We start from the raw sequence: 19,552 nt of genomic DNA on the forward strand, positions 1-19,552 counted from the left end.
CTGAGAGGAAGCGCACTCTATGAACGACCAGTCTAAACGTATTCTTCTTGTGGCGGCCTGCGCTTTGGTTGATCCCGACGGGCGGGTGCTTCTTGCCAAACGGCCGGAAGGGAAGGCTCTGGCGGGGCTGTGGGAGTTTCCGGGCGGAAAAGTTGAAGCAGGAGAGTCGCCGGAGAACACGCTCGTTCGGGAGCTCCAGGAGGAACTCGGGATTGAGACCAAGGTGGCCTGCCTGGCGCCGCTCACCTTTGCCAGTCACACCTATGAGGATTTCCACCTGCTGATGCCTCTTTATGTCTGCCGCCGTTTCTGGGGCACGCCACGGGCCCAGGAGGGGCAGGAGCTGAAATGGGTGCGGCCCCGCGACATGCGCGATTATCCGATGCCGCCGGCGGATGCGCCGCTGATACCTTTCCTCATCGATCTACTCTAAATCGTCCAGCCTGTTTCTCCGCCCGGTCAGGGTTAAGCCTTCGTTTACGCAACAGTGACAAGTTGATTGTGGGCGCGCGCCGCATTCGCGGCTGGGTTTAACCTTGCGGTGAGGGGTTGTTATGACATTCAGCGATGCAAGTGATGTGGAACGCGCGGACTGGACCACGCGGGCTGGTCATATGGGGATGGGTGCCCTTCGGGTCGCATTGCTGTTTGGCACCGCTGGCGTTGCGCTTGCGCTCATCCTGACACCGATCGCCGAAAAGCGTACCCGTTCGCATGTGGCGCAGATCGGAGCGCCGTTTGGCATAGATCCGATCACCACCGCCTCCACCAAGCGTGACGGCCGAAACTACACGATCCGAAGAAGCGTGCTGCAGCCATCCCGCAATTCTGTATGCGTTATCCATCAGGATGGCTTGCACAGCGGGGACTGCTGACGAGGCACTTGAAGGTCTCAGGGTTTCTTAAGTCTTTCCGCTTAATGTCGTCCTTTATTCAGGGGGGACCCGGAAATGGGACGTCAGTTTTTCAAGGACAGATCAGGCGCGACTGCGATTGAATATGCGTTGATCGCGGGTTTGATTTCGCTCGCTATTGTTGTCGGCGCAACCCAGACGGGCAAGCAGCTTTCGGCTACCTATCAAAACGTCGCCGATCAGGTGAAGCCGGCTGACTAGAACGGCCTCAGCCTCCTGAAACGGCATCTATTTCTTTCGACTGTTTTCCAAGGCGTCTTTCAAAGACATCTTGGCGCTTCCGGGAGCCAGTGGCTTCTGCTGGGATTCATGCGGGGCCCAGCCGGACATCCAGACAATGTTGAAGCTTGCCCTGATGCGTCCGTCGGGATCGGAGAAACGCTCCGCATAAAGCTGCGCCGCGCGCATGAAGAGCGCGCGGGTCGCCGGCTTGCGGGATCGGGCAGTGAGGATACTGGTCGCGCCCATGGATCGCAGATCGCGCATCAGATCGAACATGGTCGCATAGCGCACCGTGACGGTTTCCAGATCGGCCACTGGTAGCGCGAAGCCCGCCCGTTGAAGAAGGCCGCCCACATCACGAACATCCGCGAAGGGGCTGACGCGCGGTGCTGCGCCTGCAGAAAGTTCGGTCTCTGCAGCCAGCAAAACCTCACGCAATTCCTGGAGTGTGCCGGCGCCGGCCATGGCTCCCAGAAACAGCCCGTCCGGTTTCAGCGCGCGCCGGATTTGCGCAAGCATGCCAGGGACGTCGTTGACCTCGTGCAGATTAAGAAGCGAGACGATGAGGTCAAAACTGGCTGGCTCCATTGGCAATGTTTCAGCATTTGCGACCCGCCCGTCGCCATCGAGAAACGCGGGATCCGCTTCGATGCGGGTGACGATTTTTGCCTTGCCGCCTGAAAGCATTGCGCGCGCCGCATCATTCGTAAGGCAGAATACGGCAGCGGCTTGATCGAACTGCCGGTCCACGGTCGATAGCCGCTCTTCCAGATCGTCTGCGACCCGGTTCATCAGGAAGCGCGCGCCCGGATCGCCCTGTTTCAAGGCGCGCTTCTTGCGCAGAAGGGCCAATTCGCTGTCGAAGAGGAGTTCCATCGATCATTCTCCGTTTGAGGATGCGCCATCGCATAAAATTGCTATGCTCGCAAAGCGCAAAGCCTCGGGGACGTGCTGACTTGGGGGGATCGTGGTGGCTGCGGGTGTCTCGCGATTGTCGGTTTTGATGACGGGTTGGCTGCAACGGGCGCTTTTCCCGCCTGTGTGCCTTGGTTGCTCGAGCCTGGTCACGGAACCAGGGACGCTTTGCCCGTCCTGCTGGGGACGGTTGCGCTTTCTGGAGAGACCATGGTGCCCGGTGATGGGGACGCCATTTTCTCTTGATCTCGGCGATGCCATACTTTCTGCCGAAGCGATCGCATCTCCGCCACCCTTCGCACGGGCGCGATCAGCCGTGGTGTATGAGGGAGTGGCGCGGGGGCTGGTGCAGGCGCTGAAGTTTCGGGATCGAACGGATCTCGCTCCCTGGATGGCACGATGGATGCTCCGCGCCGGTGCTGAACTCACGCCGGAGTGCGATCTCGTGGTCCCGGTTCCTTTGCATCGTGCCCGTTTCCTGTCTCGACGGTTCAATCAATCGGCAGAACTGGCGCGTGCAGTTGCGCGTGGTGCGGGGCTTTCCTACGCACCTGAAGTGCTTATCCGAAAACGCCGAACGCGCCAGCAGGTCGGATTGGGCGCTCGAGAGCGCGAAGCGAATGTGCGCGGCGCCTTTCATGTTCCTGATACGGCTCTGCCTCACGTCAAATCACGACGCATCCTTCTGGTGGACGATGTCTACACAACCGGTGCGACGGTGGCGGCTGCAGCCCGCATATTGAAAAGGGCCGGTGCCGGGCAGGTCGATGTGTTGACCTTTGCGCGTGTTCTGCCTGGGGACTTCCGGGCCGAGGATCAAGGCCCTATATAAGCCCCGTGAAGAGTATGGGACCGACTATGGCTAATGTGACGATCTATACCCGGATGATGTGTGGCTTCTGTAGTGCGGCCAAGCGCTTGCTCGACAGCAAGGGGGTTGCCTATACGGAGCACGATGCCAGTTTTTCCGATGAACTGCGGCAAGAGATGATCCAGCGTGCGAATGGTCGCTCGACTTTTCCGCAGATTTTTATCGGCAATACCCATGTGGGCGGCTGCGACGAACTTCATGCGCTTGAGCGCGATGGAAAGCTCGATGCCTTGCTTGCGGAGGGACAAGCATGAGCAAGCTCATCGCTGCAGCTCTTCAAATGCGTTCCGGCACGGAGCCGGAGGCGAATGCCGATGCATTCGAGGCTCTGGTGCGGGAGGCCGCGGGGCAGGGCGCTGAATATGTACAAAGCCCTGAAATGACGGGCGTTCTTGTGCGCAGCAGGGAAGATCTGAAGTCGCGGATTGCCGGCTCGCGCGGGACGCTGGTGATCGATCGGGCACAGGCTCTCGCGCAGGAATTGTCGATCTATGTGCACCTTGGCTCCACAGCCGTAGCTCTCGATAATGGACGTGTGGCCAACCGAGCCTTTTTATTCGGACCAGAAGGTCGATTGATCACCACCTACGACAAGCTCCATATGTTCGATGTGGATCTCGACAATGGCGAGAGCTGGCGCGAATCCGCCACTTATGCACCGGGGGATCGAGCTGTTGTGGCCGATCTTCCCTTCGGTCGGCTTGGCTTTGCCATCTGTTACGATCTGCGCTTCCCGCAACTTTTCCGGGCGTTGGCGCGGGCTGAGGCCCAGGTGCTGACCGCGCCGGCCGCCTTCACGCGCCAGACTGGTGAAGCGCACTGGCATGTTCTGGTGCGATCTCGTGCCATCGAGAATGGTGCTTTCATGATCAGTGCTGCTCAAGGCGGGTTGCATGAGGACGGACGCGAGACCTACGGCCATTCATTGATCGTCGATCCCTGGGGACGGATCCTGGCCGAGGTGAATGGAGACGCACCGGGTGTTGCGATTGCCGAACTGGACCTCGATCAGGTGGCCGCGGCGCGCGCGAAGATTCCAAACTTGAAAAACGCGCGTGATTTCTCGGTGGCGCGTGTTTCGGGCGGCACTTCGACTGAGAGGAAGGCTTCATGATCAGTTTTAACCTGATCTGCGAGCACGACCACGCATTCGAAGCATGGTTTCGCAACAATGCGGATTTCGATGCGCAGAATGAACGCGGTCTCGTTTCATGCCCGCATTGCGGCACTTCCAGTGTGCAGAAAGCTCTGATGGCCCCGGCGGTTTCGACCGGCAAGCGACGCGAGCAGATCGCGCTCGCCATGGGCGAGCAGCAGAAGAAAGCGCTTGCCCAGCTTAAGGAACTGTCGAAGAAGGTGCGTGAAAATGCGGATTATGTCGGCGACCGGTTCGCCGAGGAAGCGCGCAAGATTCACTTCGGCGAAACCGAAGCGCGTGGCATCTATGGTGAGGCGACATCCGAAGAAGCTGCTTCTCTACTGGAAGAAGGCGTCGAGTTCATGCCGTTGCCGCTGTTCCCCGACGATCAAAACTGAGGCCGTTCAAGCGAGGGGTTTTGTCGCGGCGACCATGTAGTTGACATCCATGTCGCGCGACCGCTGCCAGCGGTCGCCGAGCGGATTGTAGACAACGCCGGTGCGATCGACGATCTTGATACCCGCTCCGGCGAGACCCTCTTCCAGTTCCTTCGGACGTACAAGCTTCTCGTATTGGTGTGTGCCACGGGGCAGCCATCCGAGCACGTATTCCGCGCCTATGATTGCCAGTCCCCAGGCTTTCAGCGTGCGATTGATAGTGGCAACGAACATCAAGCCGCCGGGCTTCAGCATGGCGCCGCACTTGGCCAGGAACAGATCCACGTCGGCAACGTGCTCGACCACTTCCATGTTGAGAATGATATCGAAGCTTTCACCGGCGTCGGCCAGGGCCTCTGCGGTGGTGGCGCGATAATCTATGGAAAGCTTGCTCTGCTCGGCATGAATCTTTGCGACTTCGATGTTGGTTTCGGAGGCGTCTGCACCGACCACCTCTGCACCGAGACGCGCCATGGGTTCGCACAAGAGCCCGCCGCCACACCCGATGTCGAGCATGCGAAGGCCAGCAAAGGGCTTTGCCGCGTGGGGATCGCGGCCGAAATGAGCCGCTACATGGTCGCGTATGTAAGCAAGACGAACAGGATTGAACTTGTGCAGGACCCCCATCTTGCCGGCCGGATTCCACCATTCAGCCGCAAGCGCCGAAAAATGCTCGATCTCTCGTTTGTCGATTGTCGTGTGCTGCGCTTCGGACATGGAAAGCCCCTCGCTGGGTGTTGCTCTAGCCTGGACCATGAAGTCGGGATGTGGCGACGGATTGTCAAGTCGGGAATTGTCACACGATCCTCGGTGGGTCTGTTTGCGAGAATGGCACCGTTCACGACCGCGTGGTTTTTCGGGCTTTGGAACGCCGTTTCACATTGCTTGCAGATAATGGATCTTTTGGGTATGGAGTGCGCGGCGCAGGGTGGGGCTCCGCTGCTGCGTCGTGTTGTGGCCACTTCTTCTGGGTGGTTGGAATTTCCGAGCAAAGGCACTCCGTTCCCATGGCGCGCATCGTGATGAAGTTCGGCGGAACCTCCGTCGCCGATATCGACCGCATCCATAATGTGGCGCGCCATGTCAAACGCGAAACGGATGCCGGGCACGAGGTCGCCGTTGTCGTCTCGGCGATGTCCGGCAAGACCAATGAACTGGTTGGCTGGGCGCAGGCTATGCCCAAGGCGACGGGTGCTGAATCTCCATTTTTCGACGCGCGCGAGTATGACGCTATCGTTGCATCGGGAGAGCAGGTCACCAGCGGCTTGCTGGCGATCGCTCTCCAGTCCATGGGGGTTGACGCCCGTTCCTGGCAGGGTTGGCAGATTCCGATCCGTACCGACAACGCACATGGTGCAGCGCGCATCGAGGATATTGACGGCAGCGAGATCGTTCGTCGCATGGGAATGGGCCAGGTTGCCGTCGTCGCTGGTTTCCAGGGCATCGGTCCTGACAATCGCATCGCAACGCTTGGGCGGGGCGGTTCCGACACCAGCGCCGTTGCTGTCGCTGCTGCGGTGAAAGCTGACCGATGCGATATCTATACCGATGTTGATGGTGTTTACACCACTGATCCGCGCATCGAGCCAAAGGCGCGCCGCCTGCCGAAAATTTCGTTTGAAGAAATGCTCGAAATGGCATCGCTTGGAGCCAAGGTGCTGCAGGTGCGGTCGGTGGAACTGGCGATGGTGCACAAGGTCAGAACCTTTGTCAGATCGTCTTTCGAGGATCCGGATGCGCCGGGTATGGGTGATTTCGACAACCCGCCCGGTACGCTCATTTGCGATGAGGATGAAATCGTGGAACAGCAAGTCGTCACCGGCATCGCCTACGCCAAGGACGAGGCGCAGATATCGCTTCGTCGCGTTGCGGATCGCCCAGGCGTGTCTGCCGGCATTTTTGGCCCGCTGGCCGAGGCCAATATCAATGTCGACATGATCGTGCAGAACATTTCCGAGGATGGTTCGCGCACGGACATGACCTTCACTGTACCCTCAGGGGATCTGGAGAAGGCTGTCGCTGTTCTCGACAAGGTCCGTGAAACGATCGGCTTTGACGCGATCCAGTCGGAAGCGGGACTGGTCAAGGTTTCAGTGATAGGCATCGGGATGCGCAGCCATGCCGGCGTCGCGGCAATCGCCTTCAAGGCCCTGGCCGAGAAGGGTATCAACATTCGTGCGATCACCACGTCCGAGATCAAGATTTCGATCCTGATTGACGGTCCTTATGCAGAATTGGCCGTCCGTACTTTGCATTCTGTCTACGGTCTCGATAAGCAGTAGAAAACAACAACCCGAAAACCGGCTTCTGCCTGGCTCCTGCAAGCGGCTGGCATTGGCCAAGGGAGAGGGGTTCGATGCGAGATTCTGCCGGCGGCCCGAGGGTGCTGTTAAGGCGATTGCGGGAATTGATGGCCGAGGCGCTCGATCCACAAGAGCGGCTCGACCATATCGTTCGCGAAATTGCCCAGAACATGGTCGCCGAGGTGTGCTCGCTCTATGTGCTACGCGCCGATTCGATGCTGGAGCTTTATGCGACGGAGGGTCTGAACCCGGGCGCTGTTCATTTGGCACAGCTTCGTCTGGGCCAGGGCCTTGTCGGCACGATCGCCGCCAGCGCACGCCCGCTCAATCTCTCCGACGCGCAAAAACACCCGGCTTTTACCTATCTGCCGGAAACGGGTGAAGAGGTTTATCACTCGTTCCTTGGCGTTCCCGTACTCAGGGCTGGCCGTACGCTTGGTGTTCTCGTGGTGCAGAACCGCACCATGCGGCATTACCGCGAGGACGAGATTGAGGCTCTGGAAACGGTGGCAATGGTCATTGCCGAAATGATCGCGACCGGCGATCTGGCAAGACTGACGCGTCCCGGCATAGAATTGGATCTCAGTCGTCCCGTGAGCATGACTGGCCTGCCCTTCAATGAAGGGGTCGGACTGGGGCATGTGGTGTTGCACGAGCCACGCATCGTCGTCACTGCGCTGTTCAATGAAGACAGCGACGTCGAGCTTGGCAGGCTCGAAACCGCACTCGATTCGCTCAGACTTTCCATCGACGACATGCTTTCTCGGCGCGATGTTGCCTTCGAAGGCGAGCATCGTGCGGTTCTCGAAGCCTACCGGATGTTTGCCAATGACCGTGGCTGGGTGCGGCGGCTGCAGGAGGCGATCAACAACGGTCTTACTGCGGAAGCCGCGGTCGAAAAGGTGCAGAGTGACATGCGCGCGCGCATGATGCACATGACCGACCCCTATCTGCGTGAGCGAATGAGCGATTTCGACGATCTCGCCAATCGCCTGTTGCGCCAGCTCATGGGGCGGGGTCCGGATGCGCTGGCGGAAATATTGCCAAAGGACGCCATAATCGTTGCTCGTTCCATGGGGGCAGCCGAACTGCTGGATTATCCCCGTCAAAAGCTGCGCGGGCTCGTTCTGGAAGAGGGCGCCCCCACAAGTCACATTGTTATCGTTGCCCGCGCCATCGGCCTGCCGACTGTCGGTCAGGTAAAGGGTGCCGTCTCCATGTCGGAGAATGGTGATGCGATTATCGTCGATGGCGAGGACGGGCAGGTGCATCTGCGCCCGCAGGCGGACGTCGAGGAAGCCTATGCCGAAAAAGTGCGTTTCCGTGCCCGGCGTCAAAAGCTTTATCAGGAGCTGCGCGACCGCCCGACAGAAACGAAGGATGGAGTTCCTGTCGACCTGATGATGAATGCCGGGCTCGCCGTCGATCTGCCGCAACTGGCACAGTCGGGCGCTGCCGGCATCGGGCTTTTTCGCACTGAACTTCAGTTCATGGTGGCGGCGGCTTTCCCAAGGGTCGAGGCGCAGGAGCGACTTTACCGGGAAGTGCTGGAAGCGGCCGATGGCAAGCCCGTCACGTTCCGCACCATCGACATTGGCGGCGACAAGGTGCTTCCTTATTTCAAGGGCGCGCAGCATGAGGAAAATCCGGCGCTGGGCTGGCGCGCCATCCGACTGACGCTGGACCGTCCCGGATTGCTGCGTACGCAGATCCGTGCGCTTCTCAAAGCGGCAGGCGGGCGTGAGCTGCGCATGATGTTGCCGATGGTCACCGAAGTGAGCGAAGTGCGTCAGGCCCGCGACATCATTGACCGGGAGGTGCGCCATCTTTCACGCTTCGGCTATCTCCTGCCGACGCGGCTCAAGATCGGTGCCATGATCGAGGTGCCCTCGCTTCTGTGGCAGCTTGAAGAGCTGATGCAGGCTGTGGATTTCGTTTCCGTGGGTTCGAACGATCTGTTCCAATTCGTTACGGCAACAGACCGTGGCAACACACGCATCGCCGACCGGTTCGATCCTTTGAGTGTGCCCTTCCTGCGCATTCTGCGCCAGATCGTGCGCGCTGGCGATAAATCGGGAACGCCGGTGACACTGTGCGGTGAACTGGCGGGACGGCCGATTTCGGCAATGGCCTTGCTCGGAGTGGGTTTCCGCTCCATCTCCATGGCGCCGGCGGCCATCGGCCCGGTAAAGGCAATGCTTTGCGAACTTCCCTTGTCAGACCTCTCGGTCGTCATGGAGGAAGCGCTTGCCAATCATAGCGCGTCGACAGATATTCGCGCGTTGCTGCGCGATTTTGCGAACAAGCACTCAATTGCTCTCTAGAACTGACAGGCTTTCCCGTCGATGACCGACTTGCCGCGCGACCGCATGGACCAGGTATTGAAACGTTTCGAGCTTATCGAAACGCAAATGGCGGCCGGCCCGGAGCCTGATGTGTATGTGAAGCTCGCATCCGAGTATTCGGAACTGCAGGAGGTTGCGGGCAAGATCCGGGAGTTGCGTCAGGCAGAATCAGAACTCGACGATCTCAAGTCAATGCTCGCCGATCCGGCCACCGACAAGGAGATGCGCGAGCTCGCTGAAGCCGATCTCGAGGATGTCGAGCAGCGCATCGAGGCGTTGCAAGAAGAGATGCAGATCCTTCTCCTGCCGAAGGACGAAGCCGACGACAAGAACGCCATTCTGGAAATTCGAGCGGGCACGGGCGGCGATGAGGCCGCGCTCTTCGCAGGTGATCTCTTCCGCATGTATGAACGTTATGCCTCGGAAAAGGGCTGGCGGGTCGAGGTGGTGTCCGCCAGCGAAGGAGAGGCGGGCGGTTACAAGGAAATCATCGCCACCGTCTCGGGCCGCGGCGTGTTTTCCCGCCTGAAGTTCGAATCCGGTGTTCACCGGGTGCAGCGCGTTCCGGCCACGGAAGCGCAGGGGCGCATCCACACGTCCGCGGCCACCGTGGCCGTATTGCCGGAGGCCGAAGAGATCGACGTCGACATCAAGCCGGACGACATTCGCATTGACACGATGCGCGCCTCGGGTGCCGGCGGCCAGCACGTCAACACCACCGATTCGGCGGTGCGTATCACACACATCCCGACCGGGATCGTCGTGTTGCAGGCAGAGAAGTCTCAGCATCAGAACCGGGCCCGGGCCATGCAGATCCTGCGCGCGCGGCTGTTTGACATGCAGCGCATGAAAGCGGCTGACGAGCGCTCTGAGGCACGACGTCTACAGGTTGGTACCGGCGATCGTTCCGAGCGCATACGCACCTATAATTTTCCGCAGGGGCGGCTTACGGATCATCGTATCAACCTCACGCTCTACAAGCTGGATCGGGTGATCGAAGGCGATCTCGATGAAGTGATTGATGCTCTGATCTCGGATCATCAGGCAAAGCTGCTCGCGGAAACCGGGGCAGATGGCTGACGCGGAGACGCTTGGCGCGCTTCTGTCATGGGCGCGAAATGAGCTGGCCCGTGCCGGTATTCCCGAGGCAGCACTCGATGCGCGTCTTCTGGTCGAGCATGTCACGCAGACCACACTGCTCGATGCCATCGCGCGCCCCGGGAGCCCGGTCAGCGAGGCAGAGCGCGATCTCGCGCAAAAACTCATCGATCAGCGCATCGCCGGCAAACCCGTGCACCGGATCCTTGGCTTCAGGGAGTTTTACGGGCTCAATTTCAAGCTTTCCGAGGAAACGCTGGAGCCTCGTCCCGACACAGAAACGCTTGTTGAACTGGTGCTGAACGAAGTACGCCGTCTCGGCGGTGAGGATCGTCCGTGGCGCATTCTCGATTTGGGGACCGGCACGGGGGCGATTGCCCTTGCTCTGCTCAGTGTCTTGCCTGAAGCACGCGCTATAGGCGCAGATATTTCTGCCGATGCGCTTGCAACTGCACAAGCCAATGCCGATATGAATGGTTTCGGGCGCCGGTTTGAAGCGCGATTGTCCGACTGGTTCGGCAATATTGACGGTCGGTATGATATCATCGTCTCAAATCCGCCCTATATTCGTGAAGATGATTGGTGCGACCTCGCCATAGAGGTCCGAGAGCATGATCCGCGACGCGCGCTGGTTGCCGGTCGGGATGGTCTGGATGCATACAGGCGGCTTGCTGCCGAGAGCTCGGCATTTCTGTCGTCAGGTGGCTTCCTCGCCGTGGAGATCGGGTACAACCAAAAGGAGAGTGTGGCTGACCTTTTCACGGAACGCGGCTTCCGTTTGAAAACGCACGGTCAAGACCTCGCCGGGCATGACCGGGTGCTGGTTTTCGCTCAGGAAACACCTCGTGAACAAGGTTGAAAAAAAGCTTGGCATTGCAAAAGAATGCCGCTAGGTTCCGCCTACCGGATGGGACGAAGCAGACAGCACCGTTATCGATTCGGTTCCCGAGGACCAGCTGTCGTGAAGGGCGTTTATCGCCTCTGCTTCTTTGCGGGGATTGTCCGGCAACTGATTTGAAGCGGAACAGCAATGGCGTTGGCGCCCGCAGAATGCGGTGCGGCATAGAGCCAAGGGGAGATGTGAGACTGCTGGCTTCCCGCCATCGTCCGCCATCTGAAAAGAGTATCGTTTCAAAAATCTGTCTCGAACAAGCAGTCTCAAAAACCAAGAGAGTCGAATGAGGCCACAACAGCAGAACAGGCGCATGCGCGGTCGCGGCAACAACAACCGCAAAGGCCCAAACCCTTTAGCGCGCAGCTATGAGAGCAATGGCCCGGACGTGAAAATCCGCGGAACGGCACAACAGGTGGCAGATAAGTATGCTGCTCTGGCGCGCGATGCGCAAAGTTCCGGTGATCGTGTGATGGCCGAGAATTATCTGCAGCATGCGGAACACTACAATCGTATCATTGCCGCTGCCCAGGCACAGTTGCAGCAACAGCAGCAGACTCGTGAAAATCGTGACGATGCTGATGATGGCGACGAGCAGGATGCTGCCGAAGCCAACAATGGTGGCCACAAGCCTCAGCGCCAGAAACGCGTCGACGACGGTTCCGGCCCGCAGCCCGATATCCAGGGTGTGCCGGCCGAGCTGGCCCTGAACGGCGAGGAGAGCGGCGCTGGCAATGGTCACGCGTCTGGCGGCATGAACGGTAGCGCAGACGATGAAAAGCCGAAGCCTGCGCGTCGCAGCCGGAAACCCGCAGCCGCCAAGTCGGAAGATGGCGATGAGGCGCAGGAAGGCGAAAAGCCAGCCAAGCGCCCCCGTCGGACCCGTGCACGCAAGAGCGAGGATGCAGACGGCGGTGATGGCAGCGGTGATGGCAATGAAACAGCGCCTTCCGCCGCTGTGCCGGAAGAGATTGCAGCTCAGGGCTGAACAAAGCGTTCTTTGAAATAATGACGGCGGGGCTTCCCCGCCGTTTTCATTTGGTCTCCATCTTGTGCCGATAGGGATATGTTCCCATATCTCAATCAGTTGGGCTTGCCACACCGGACCGTGATAATCTGACCGCATCACGGTTTATGGGAGCCCGTCGCATTAATCGTTGCCGGTGCTGCAAAGCAGGCTGGCAGGGAAATGGAGACACTTATGAACTTTGAAAAATACTCAGAGCGCGTGCGCGGATTTGTTCAGGCTGCACAAACCTTTGCGCTCACCAGCAACCATCAGCAATTTACCCCGGAGCACCTGCTCAAGGTGCTTGTTGATGATGAAGAAGGCCTTGCGGCATCACTGATCGAGCGTGCAGGTGGCCGGGCTGAGGATGTTCGCCTCGGCGTCGAAGCGGCGCTGAAAGCTATGCCTCAGGTGGAGGGCGGCAACGGCCAGCTTTATATGGCTCAGCCGCTTGCGAAAGTTTTTTCGACTGCCGAGGAGTTGGCCAAGAAGGCCGGTGACAGCTTTGTTACGGTCGAGCGTTTGCTGACCGCGTTGGCGGTCGAAAAATCAGCGAAGACCGCTGATATCCTTGCACGGGCAGGGGTGACCCCGACGGCACTCAATCAGGCTATCAACGATATTCGCAAGGGCCGCACTGCCGATTCGGCGAGCGCCGAACAGGGATATGATGCGCTCAAGAAATACGCGCGTGACTTGACGGCGGACGCCCGTGCCGGTCGGCTCGACCCTGTGATTGGCCGCGATGACGAAATTCGGCGCACGATCCAGGTTCTCTCCCGTCGTACCAAGAACAACCCGGTGCTGATCGGAGAGCCAGGCGTTGGCAAGACGGCCATTGCCGAAGGGCTCGCCTTGCGTATCGTGAACGGCGATGTGCCTGAATCTCTCAAGGACAAGCAGTTGATGGCGCTTGATATGGGCGCTCTCATTGCCGGCGCGAAATATCGCGGCGAATTTGAGGAGCGGCTGAAGGCCGTTCTCTCGGAGGTGACGGCGGCCGACGGCAACATCATTCTCTTTATCGACGAAATGCACACGCTTGTCGGTGCCGGCAAGGCCGATGGCGCCATGGACGCTTCGAACCTGCTCAAGCCTGCGCTTGCGCGGGGTGAGCTGCATTGCGTGGGCGCCACGACGCTCGATGAGTATCGCAAGCATGTAGAGAAGGACGCAGCACTCGCGCGCCGTTTTCAGCCGGTTTTCGTGAAAGAGCCGACTGTTGAGGACACGGTTTCGATCCTGCGTGGTTTGAAGGAGAAATATGAGCAGCACCACAAGGTGCGGGTTTCCGATTCTGCCCTGGTCGCCGCCGCTACGCTTTCCAACCGTTACATCACCGACCGGTTTCTGCCCGATAAGGCCATCGATCTGGTGGACGAGGCAGCGTCCCGACTGCGCATGCAGGTGGATTCAAAACCGGAGGAGCTTGATGAGATCGACCGGCGCATCATGCAGCTGAAGATCGAGCGTGAAGCGCTGAAGGCGGAGAAGGACGAGGCCTCGCGCGATCGCCTCGCCAAGCTCGAAACCGAGCTGACCGATCTGGAGGAAGAATCGGCGCGCCTGACCAGCCGTTGGGCTGCCGAAAAGGATAAGCTCGGCCTTGCTGCAGATCTGAAGAAGCAACTCGATGAAGCGCGCAATGAACTGGCCATTGCCCAGCGCAAGGGTGAATTCCAGCGCGCCGGTGAACTGGCCTATGGACAGATTCCGGAGCTCGAGAAGAAACTGGCCGAGGCTGAGGCTCAGGGCGAGGAAGAAGGCGCCGCCGGCATGGTCGAAGAGACCGTCAAACCGGATCACGTCGCCCACATCGTTTCTCGCTGGACCGGCATCCCTGTTGACAAGATGCTTGAAGGAGAACGCGAAAAACTTCTCCGCATGGAAGATGAACTGGCCAGGCGCGTCGTTGGCCAGGGAGAAGCCGTACAGGCTGTTTCCAAGGCTGTCCGCCGTGCCCGTGCGGGGCTTCAGGATCCCAACCGGCCGATCGGCTCATTCATGTTCCTCGGCCCGACAGGCGTCGGCAAGACGGAGCTGACAAAGGCGCTGGCCAGTTTCCTCTTCGATGACGAGCAGGCCATGGTGCGTATCGATATGTCGGAGTTTATGGAGAAGCACTCCGTGGCCCGGCTTATCGGCGCTCCCCCCGGCTATGTCGGCTATGAGGAAGGCGGTGTCCTGACGGAGGCGGTCAGACGCCGGCCTTATCAGGTCATCCTTTTCGACGAGATCGAGAAGGCCCATCGAGACGTGTTCAATGTGCTATTGCAGGTACTCGACGAGGGGCGCCTCACGGATGGGCAGGGCCGCACGGTGGATTTCCGCAACACCCTCATCGTGATGACATCCAACCTTGGTGCCGAGAAACTTGTAAAGCTCGGTGAGAGTGAACAAGTCGACAAGGTTCGTGATGAGGTGCTGAACGTTGTCAAGTCCGAACTCCGGCCAGAATTTTTCAACCGGATCGATGAGGTCATTCTCTTCCATCGTTTGCGTCGTCAGGACATGGGACAGATCGTTGAGATCCAGTTGCAGCGCTTGGAAAGCCTGCTTGCGGATCGCAAGATCACGCTCGATCTCGATAGCGAAGCAATCGAGTGGCTGGCCAACAAAGGCTACGATCCTGCCTATGGCGCGCGCCCTCTAAAGCGCGTGATCCAGAAGGAGCTTCAGGACCCGCTGGCAGAAAAGATCCTGCAGGGAGAGATATTCGACGGGTCCACGGTGAAGGTCACGGCAGGGTCCGACCGGCTTATTTTCCGGCCTGGCAAGGCCTCTATCGATGAGCAGGCCGGTCAAGCTGCATAAGCACAATGCAGGGGAGGGCACATGCAGATCGAACACTACAACGCGGTTTGCGGTGCCCTCCCTCACACCACCCATGTCGTTCAGTGGGGCGGCGCGCATGTCTGGAAGGTGGGCGGAAAAGTGTTTGCCATTGGTAGCCATGCCGGCGATGGAACGCTTGCCGTCTCCTTCAAATGTTCTGAAATCGCATTCGATGTTTTGAGGGAACAGCCGGGCCTGCGTCCTGCACCTTATCTGGCTTCGCGTGGAATGAAATGGATCCAGAGACAGTCTGTTGAAGCAATGGATGATGATGCCCTTGCGGATTATTTGGCTGAAAGCCATCGGATCGTGACGTCGGGGCTGACGCGTAAGGTCAGGCGGGAGTTGGGATTGGACCCGGTTTGACGGCGCCGCGAAATTGCCACAACCCTCGCCATCTTCACGTCCGGTTCATCTCCTATGGTAAATCATTCGTCAAATGGGCGAATCGCTCGCGAGGCGAACAGCCTGTCCGTGTGGGATGAGTCGAGGGGCGATGAACGTGAAACTGAATTTGCTGACCGCTTTGTATCTGGTTGCCGCGCCGTCCTCAGCATGGGCCGTGATGCCGGAAGTCGAGTTGTGGCGCGATGGCGCGGCATTTCACTCGAACAACGGGCGTGCAGGCGGCCAGGCTATTCTTGATGCGGAGCCGTTGGAAGCCCCCGTCCAGCTCGTTCAGAATTACGATTTCGACGTCTATATAGATCAGTATGGTCGTGAAATCATCGTGGACGCCTTTACCGGCGAGGTGGTGGAAATCCGCCCGCCGGCGCCGGACCGGAGGCAGTATGATCGTCGACCCTCGCGCCCTCGCGAGTTCGACGGCCAGGTTTATGATTTCTCTGATCCCCGTGAGGTCGATCGATATCGGCGTGACCGCGGTCGGGCGCGCAATGCACCCGACAATCGCTACTCAGACCCCTATGCGAACGCGCCTCGGTATGACGATCGTGACGTTTATCCGGAGAGCCCGAACTACGGTCGTGAACCCATCGAGCGGTCTCCGCTTGATGCGCCAAACCCGCGAGACAACATGGCTGCAATCCCCGACGAGCGTTCCGGGGTCAATAATCCCGGATCGGGTGATGCTTCCGGTGCGCCGGTTCTGCCAAAAGACAACGCGGTGGTAATGCCGCGCGGGGTCAGTGAAGATGTAACCCGCTTCCAGGTGCTGCTCGACCGGGTCGGTGCTTCACCCGGCGTGATCGATGGCCACACGGGTGACAATGTAAACAAGGCGATCCGGGCTTATCGTGAGATCACGGGACAGACGCTCAGAACCTACGACAAGGAATGGATCGAGGCCGAGCTGGAACGCACAGGCGGTCCGGCCTTTGAGGAATACACCATCACCGCCGAAGACGCCGCTGGGCCTTACATTGCGTCCGTTCCCGCAGACTATGCCCACAAGGCGCAGCTTGATGCCTTGTCCTATACGTCCGTAACCGAGATGCTCGCAGAGCGCTTTCACATGGATGAGAAGTATCTCATCGCGCTCAATCCCGATGCCAATTTCAATCGGCCAGGCACGATCGTCAAAGTGGTCAATGTCGGGAAACCCATGAAAGCGAATGTCACCCGCATTGTGGCAGACAAAAGTGCGAAGCAATTGCGGGCCTATAATGAGGACGGTCAGCTTGTGGCCGCCTATCCCGCTACCATCGGTTCATCTGATACGCCTTCACCAACGGGTACGCACACGGTAACCCGGATCGCGCTCAATCCGGAATACACTTACAATCCGAAGATCAATTTCAAACAGGGCAACAATGACAAGGTGCTGACCATTCCGCCGGGTCCCAATGGCCCAGTGGGGTCTGTCTGGATCGCCTTGTCGAAGCCGACTTACGGTATTCACGGCACCCCGGATCCATCAAAGATCGGCAAGACTGCTTCCCATGGATGTATCCGATTGACCAATTGGGATGCCGAAGAGCTTGCAAAGCGCGTCAAGCCAGGGGTGACCGTCACATTCGTTGAATAACGACGGAGCCGCCGGTCAGGGGCTGTGTTCGTAGGGAGCTCTCAAGCGCGAGGGCTCCTGCTTGGCTCCAGGACGCCCGCTTTATCCAGCAGATAATCGTCCATTCGCCTGACGGCTCAAGCTCGACGAGGCCTGGCGTTGTAATTAACTGCCGCTCGATGCCACCGAAAGCGGGGCGTCCTCGTTCTCTTTCAACAATTCATCAATGCGGCTGCGCTCGCGTTCGAAAGCCAGCAGATCTTCACCCTTGAGGCCGCGATTGTCGGGCAGGCGCACACGCATCGGATCGACCTTGGTGCCGTTGACGATCATTTCGTAGTGAAGATGGTTTCCTGTCACGAGGCCGGTGGCGCCGACATAGCCAATGACCTGGCCCTGGCGCACGCGCGCGCCCGCCGTCACACCTTTGGCAATGCCGCTCTGGTGGTTGTAGGAGGTCTTGAACCCGTTATTGTGTCGAATAATGGTCTGGCGACCATATCCGCCGGCCCATCCTGCCTTTTCCACCACGCCATCGCCGGCAGCGATGATCGGAGTGCCGCGTGGCGCGGCCCAGTCGACACCCGTATGCATCTTGCTGTAGCCAAGAACCGGGTGACGCCGCATTCCAAACCCTGATGTGAAACGACCGTTCGGGACGGGATTTCTCAGCATGAAGCGCTTTGCGCTGCGGCCATCCTTGTCGAAATAGTCGACGGTCCCGTCGTCAAACTGGAAGCGGTAGAAGGTGCGCGTGGTGCCGCCAAAACTCGCCTTCACATAAAGCAACTCGGACTGATCTGTGGCATTCTTGTCCGCGTCAGGGGCGGAGAAGAAGACCTCCAGCTTGTCGGTGGGCGCAAGGCGCGACTGGAAATCCACATCTGCTGACAGGAGTTTCACCAGGCGCTTCGTCATGTCCGGCGTCAATCCATAAGCGTAAGCTGCGCGGTAGATCCCGTCATAAACCCTTGGAAGATCGGATCGTGGCATGCGGCGCGGTGCGGTCGGGTGGTCAAGCGCTGCCAGCAAAACCGGATTCATCTCTGGTTCTTCCGCCGGCACATATTGTTCGCGGTCATCCAGGGCGATGGTGACAATGTGCTTGCGGCCTTCATAAACGCTGGTGCGTACCACCCGGCTTTTCTCTCCGCGCATCTCGACGCCCACACGCAGCAAGGTGCCCGCCTTCAGGTCGGGAGCATTGAGAAGCTTGGTGATCGCCTCGACCATCCCGTCCACATCCGTGCCCTTGTAACCGGACTGGGCGAAGACATCGGCGATCGCCCGTTCGGTTCGAAACGGGATCAGGTCCTCGGCGAACTCGGGTGCGGTTTCACGTGCGGTTCGGGTGGCAATCGATACATTCTCTGGAATGATCCGGGCGCTGAAAGCTGCCAGCGCCTGCGTTGAGAGCGTGTCTCCAAAACGCTGCGGATCCACGTAATGCAGCGCTGCGACCTGCACGTCGCCGTCCGTCAGGATCGCGCCCGTGTTGCGGACTGCCACCTCAACCTCCTCCGTGCTCAGGCTGCGGGCGGTGCTGAAGTCGGAAGAATGCAATGGGAAATCATGGCTTTTGAGGCTGACTTCGCTTTCCACCTTGGCGCCGTAGATCAATCCGGTCCGGGCGGTGCTTGCTGCGCCATCCTCGGCGAACACCGCAAGCGGGTCGAAAGGCGGGTAATCCTTTTCCGTCGGATGATTGGCCGTGAGTGCCATCTTGGCATAAACGAAAGGCAGTGTGCGGATCACATCGGTGTCACCGCTGCGCATGACCGTGGAGACTTCCATCATGCGGCGGTCTTCGCCGCGGCTGATGGTATGCGGGGTGACAAGCCGGGCGGTTTTGGCGGCTTCGCCCTCGGGGTCAGACATCTCGCCGAGCAGCGCGATCTCGGGAGGCGTGGCAAGTTGCTGCCTTCCGTCGAGCGCGGCAGACAGGGCAACCCCCATGAGAACCGTCGAGGTGACACCGGTCAGGAATGTGCCGATCAGCCAGCGTGCGGAGATTTCGCGCCGATCGGGAGGACCGCTGCGTCCATCCGCTATCAAAGGGGCGTCATCGCCGATGATCTGTTCCAACGGGCTGTTGCTGCTCATTACCGATAGCGTCCTGATGTCATGGCATTGTTCTTATGGTCTTGTGCCCATGGAGCGGTGCGAAACACACAAAAGGCGCGCCCTGGTTCGGTGAACAGGCAAACACTGCGTCGCATCGCTGCGCCGGAGAACGATGATGAAAGAGGCTCTTCCCCAACCCTCTCAGTCATGAATACCTGATCAATATAATGAGCGTCCAAATGCGTGATCGGGACGCTTCCGCTCAGTGAAATCACATCCCGCATCTATTTATCAAATTCGACTCTAATGTGACGATGCGATGAATGGCAACAGTTAGCGGAAACTGCCCGCGTCACGAGAATTTCCGGGCGGGGAAATGCGTGTCGTAAAAAATTCAAAAAAGTTGGAATCGGGCGTTGACACTCTGCGGCTGTCCGGCCTATATACGCCTCACCAACGAGGGCGGCACGCCGCTGGCGGCGCTGAGGTTCGGCCTTGTTGGAGAAATCATAGAGAGCCGCGTGAGCGACACTCGACCGGGCC

The 19,552-nt window shown here is 59.2% G+C and carries 18 protein-coding genes; 15 read left to right on the plus strand and 3 right to left on the minus strand.

The genetic code is table 11. The features are described from left to right. The first annotated feature begins 19 nt into the window (after positions 1–19). From AC2CHD_RS20200 to AC2CHD_RS20210, 3 genes are all read left to right on the plus strand, one after another. Positions 20–433 carry a (deoxy)nucleoside triphosphate pyrophosphohydrolase gene (locus AC2CHD_RS20200; protein ID WP_484555074.1) on the plus strand — a complete coding sequence of 138 codons (414 nt, stop codon included), beginning with the start codon at positions 20–22 and terminating at the stop codon, positions 431–433. A 121-nt stretch (positions 434–554) separates the two neighbouring features. Continuing rightward, complete coding sequence (locus AC2CHD_RS20205) at positions 555–875, plus strand: hypothetical protein (RefSeq protein ID WP_484555075.1); 321 nt, start codon at positions 555–557, stop codon at positions 873–875. A gap of 75 nt (positions 876–950) precedes the next feature. Beyond that, positions 951–1,115, plus strand: coding sequence for a Flp family type IVb pilin (locus AC2CHD_RS20210; protein ID WP_484555076.1), 165 nt, complete (start codon positions 951–953; stop codon positions 1,113–1,115). 27 nt (positions 1,116–1,142) lie between these two features. Here the strand turns inward: AC2CHD_RS20210 and AC2CHD_RS20215 are convergent, their stop codons facing one another. Next, positions 1,143–2,012, minus strand: coding sequence for a methyltransferase domain-containing protein (locus AC2CHD_RS20215; protein ID WP_484555077.1), 870 nt, complete (start codon positions 2,010–2,012; stop codon positions 1,143–1,145). 127 nt (positions 2,013–2,139) lie between these two features. Here AC2CHD_RS20215 and AC2CHD_RS20220 point away from each other — a divergent pair, with 127 nt between their 5' ends. From AC2CHD_RS20220 to AC2CHD_RS20235, 4 genes are read left to right on the plus strand one after another with little or no spacing between them, the layout of a single operon-like run. Further along, a complete protein-coding gene (locus AC2CHD_RS20220; protein ID WP_484555093.1) occupies positions 2,140–2,883 on the plus strand; it encodes a ComF family protein in 744 nt (247 codons plus the stop codon). Between the two features lie 26 nt (positions 2,884–2,909). Beyond that, positions 2,910–3,176 (plus strand): glutaredoxin 3, encoded by a 267-nt coding sequence (gene grxC / locus AC2CHD_RS20225; protein ID WP_229450051.1) that lies wholly within the window; start codon positions 2,910–2,912, stop codon positions 3,174–3,176. Then, on the plus strand, positions 3,173–4,036 hold the full coding sequence (locus AC2CHD_RS20230; protein ID WP_484555078.1) for a carbon-nitrogen hydrolase family protein: 864 nt from the start codon (positions 3,173–3,175) through the stop codon (positions 4,034–4,036). The genes grxC and AC2CHD_RS20230 overlap by 4 nt, the downstream gene beginning before the upstream one ends. Further along, positions 4,033–4,458 carry a DUF1178 family protein gene (locus AC2CHD_RS20235; RefSeq protein ID WP_484555079.1) on the plus strand — a complete coding sequence of 142 codons (426 nt, stop codon included), beginning with the start codon at positions 4,033–4,035 and terminating at the stop codon, positions 4,456–4,458. Before AC2CHD_RS20230 ends, AC2CHD_RS20235 begins: the two co-directional genes overlap by 4 nt. A gap of 6 nt (positions 4,459–4,464) precedes the next feature. Here AC2CHD_RS20235 and ubiG read toward each other — a convergent pair whose 3' ends face one another. Continuing rightward, positions 4,465–5,214, minus strand: coding sequence for a bifunctional 2-polyprenyl-6-hydroxyphenol methylase/3-demethylubiquinol 3-O-methyltransferase UbiG (gene ubiG / locus AC2CHD_RS20240; RefSeq protein WP_484555080.1), 750 nt, complete (start codon positions 5,212–5,214; stop codon positions 4,465–4,467). A 290-nt stretch (positions 5,215–5,504) separates the two neighbouring features. On the opposite strand from ubiG, the gene AC2CHD_RS20245 reads away from it, so the two are divergent. From AC2CHD_RS20245 to AC2CHD_RS20280, 8 genes are all read left to right on the plus strand, one after another. Beyond that, on the plus strand, positions 5,505–6,779 hold the full coding sequence (locus AC2CHD_RS20245; protein ID WP_229450055.1) for an aspartate kinase: 1,275 nt from the start codon (positions 5,505–5,507) through the stop codon (positions 6,777–6,779). A 74-nt stretch (positions 6,780–6,853) separates the two neighbouring features. Then, a complete protein-coding gene (gene ptsP, locus AC2CHD_RS20250) occupies positions 6,854–9,124 on the plus strand; it encodes a phosphoenolpyruvate--protein phosphotransferase (RefSeq protein WP_229450056.1) in 2,271 nt (756 codons plus the stop codon). 21 nt (positions 9,125–9,145) lie between these two features. Further along, the gene (gene prfA, locus AC2CHD_RS20255; RefSeq protein WP_229450057.1) at positions 9,146–10,225 is read left to right on the plus strand and encodes a peptide chain release factor 1; all 1,080 of its coding nucleotides are present in this window, start codon (positions 9,146–9,148) and stop codon (positions 10,223–10,225) included. After that, complete coding sequence (prmC, locus tag AC2CHD_RS20260) at positions 10,218–11,102, plus strand: peptide chain release factor N(5)-glutamine methyltransferase (protein ID WP_484555081.1); 885 nt, start codon at positions 10,218–10,220, stop codon at positions 11,100–11,102. Before prfA ends, prmC begins: the two co-directional genes overlap by 8 nt. A gap of 319 nt (positions 11,103–11,421) precedes the next feature. Next, positions 11,422–12,123 carry a DUF4167 domain-containing protein gene (locus AC2CHD_RS20265; protein WP_229450059.1) on the plus strand — a complete coding sequence of 234 codons (702 nt, stop codon included), beginning with the start codon at positions 11,422–11,424 and terminating at the stop codon, positions 12,121–12,123. A gap of 213 nt (positions 12,124–12,336) precedes the next feature. After that, complete coding sequence (clpB, locus tag AC2CHD_RS20270; protein ID WP_484555082.1) at positions 12,337–14,958, plus strand: ATP-dependent chaperone ClpB; 2,622 nt, start codon at positions 12,337–12,339, stop codon at positions 14,956–14,958. A 21-nt stretch (positions 14,959–14,979) separates the two neighbouring features. Next, a complete protein-coding gene (locus AC2CHD_RS20275) occupies positions 14,980–15,345 on the plus strand; it encodes an MmcQ/YjbR family DNA-binding protein (RefSeq protein ID WP_484555083.1) in 366 nt (121 codons plus the stop codon). Between the two features lie 130 nt (positions 15,346–15,475). Beyond that, a complete protein-coding gene (locus tag AC2CHD_RS20280) occupies positions 15,476–16,966 on the plus strand; it encodes a L,D-transpeptidase (protein ID WP_484555084.1) in 1,491 nt (496 codons plus the stop codon). Between the two features lie 144 nt (positions 16,967–17,110). Here AC2CHD_RS20280 and AC2CHD_RS20285 read toward each other — a convergent pair whose 3' ends face one another. Beyond that, entirely contained in the window at positions 17,111–19,048 is a 1,938-nt protein-coding gene (locus AC2CHD_RS20285; RefSeq protein WP_484555085.1) for a M23 family metallopeptidase, read from the minus strand. Positions 19,049–19,552 lie beyond the last annotated feature (504 nt).

Source organism: Nitratireductor sp. ATLC21, from assembly GCF_057196525.1.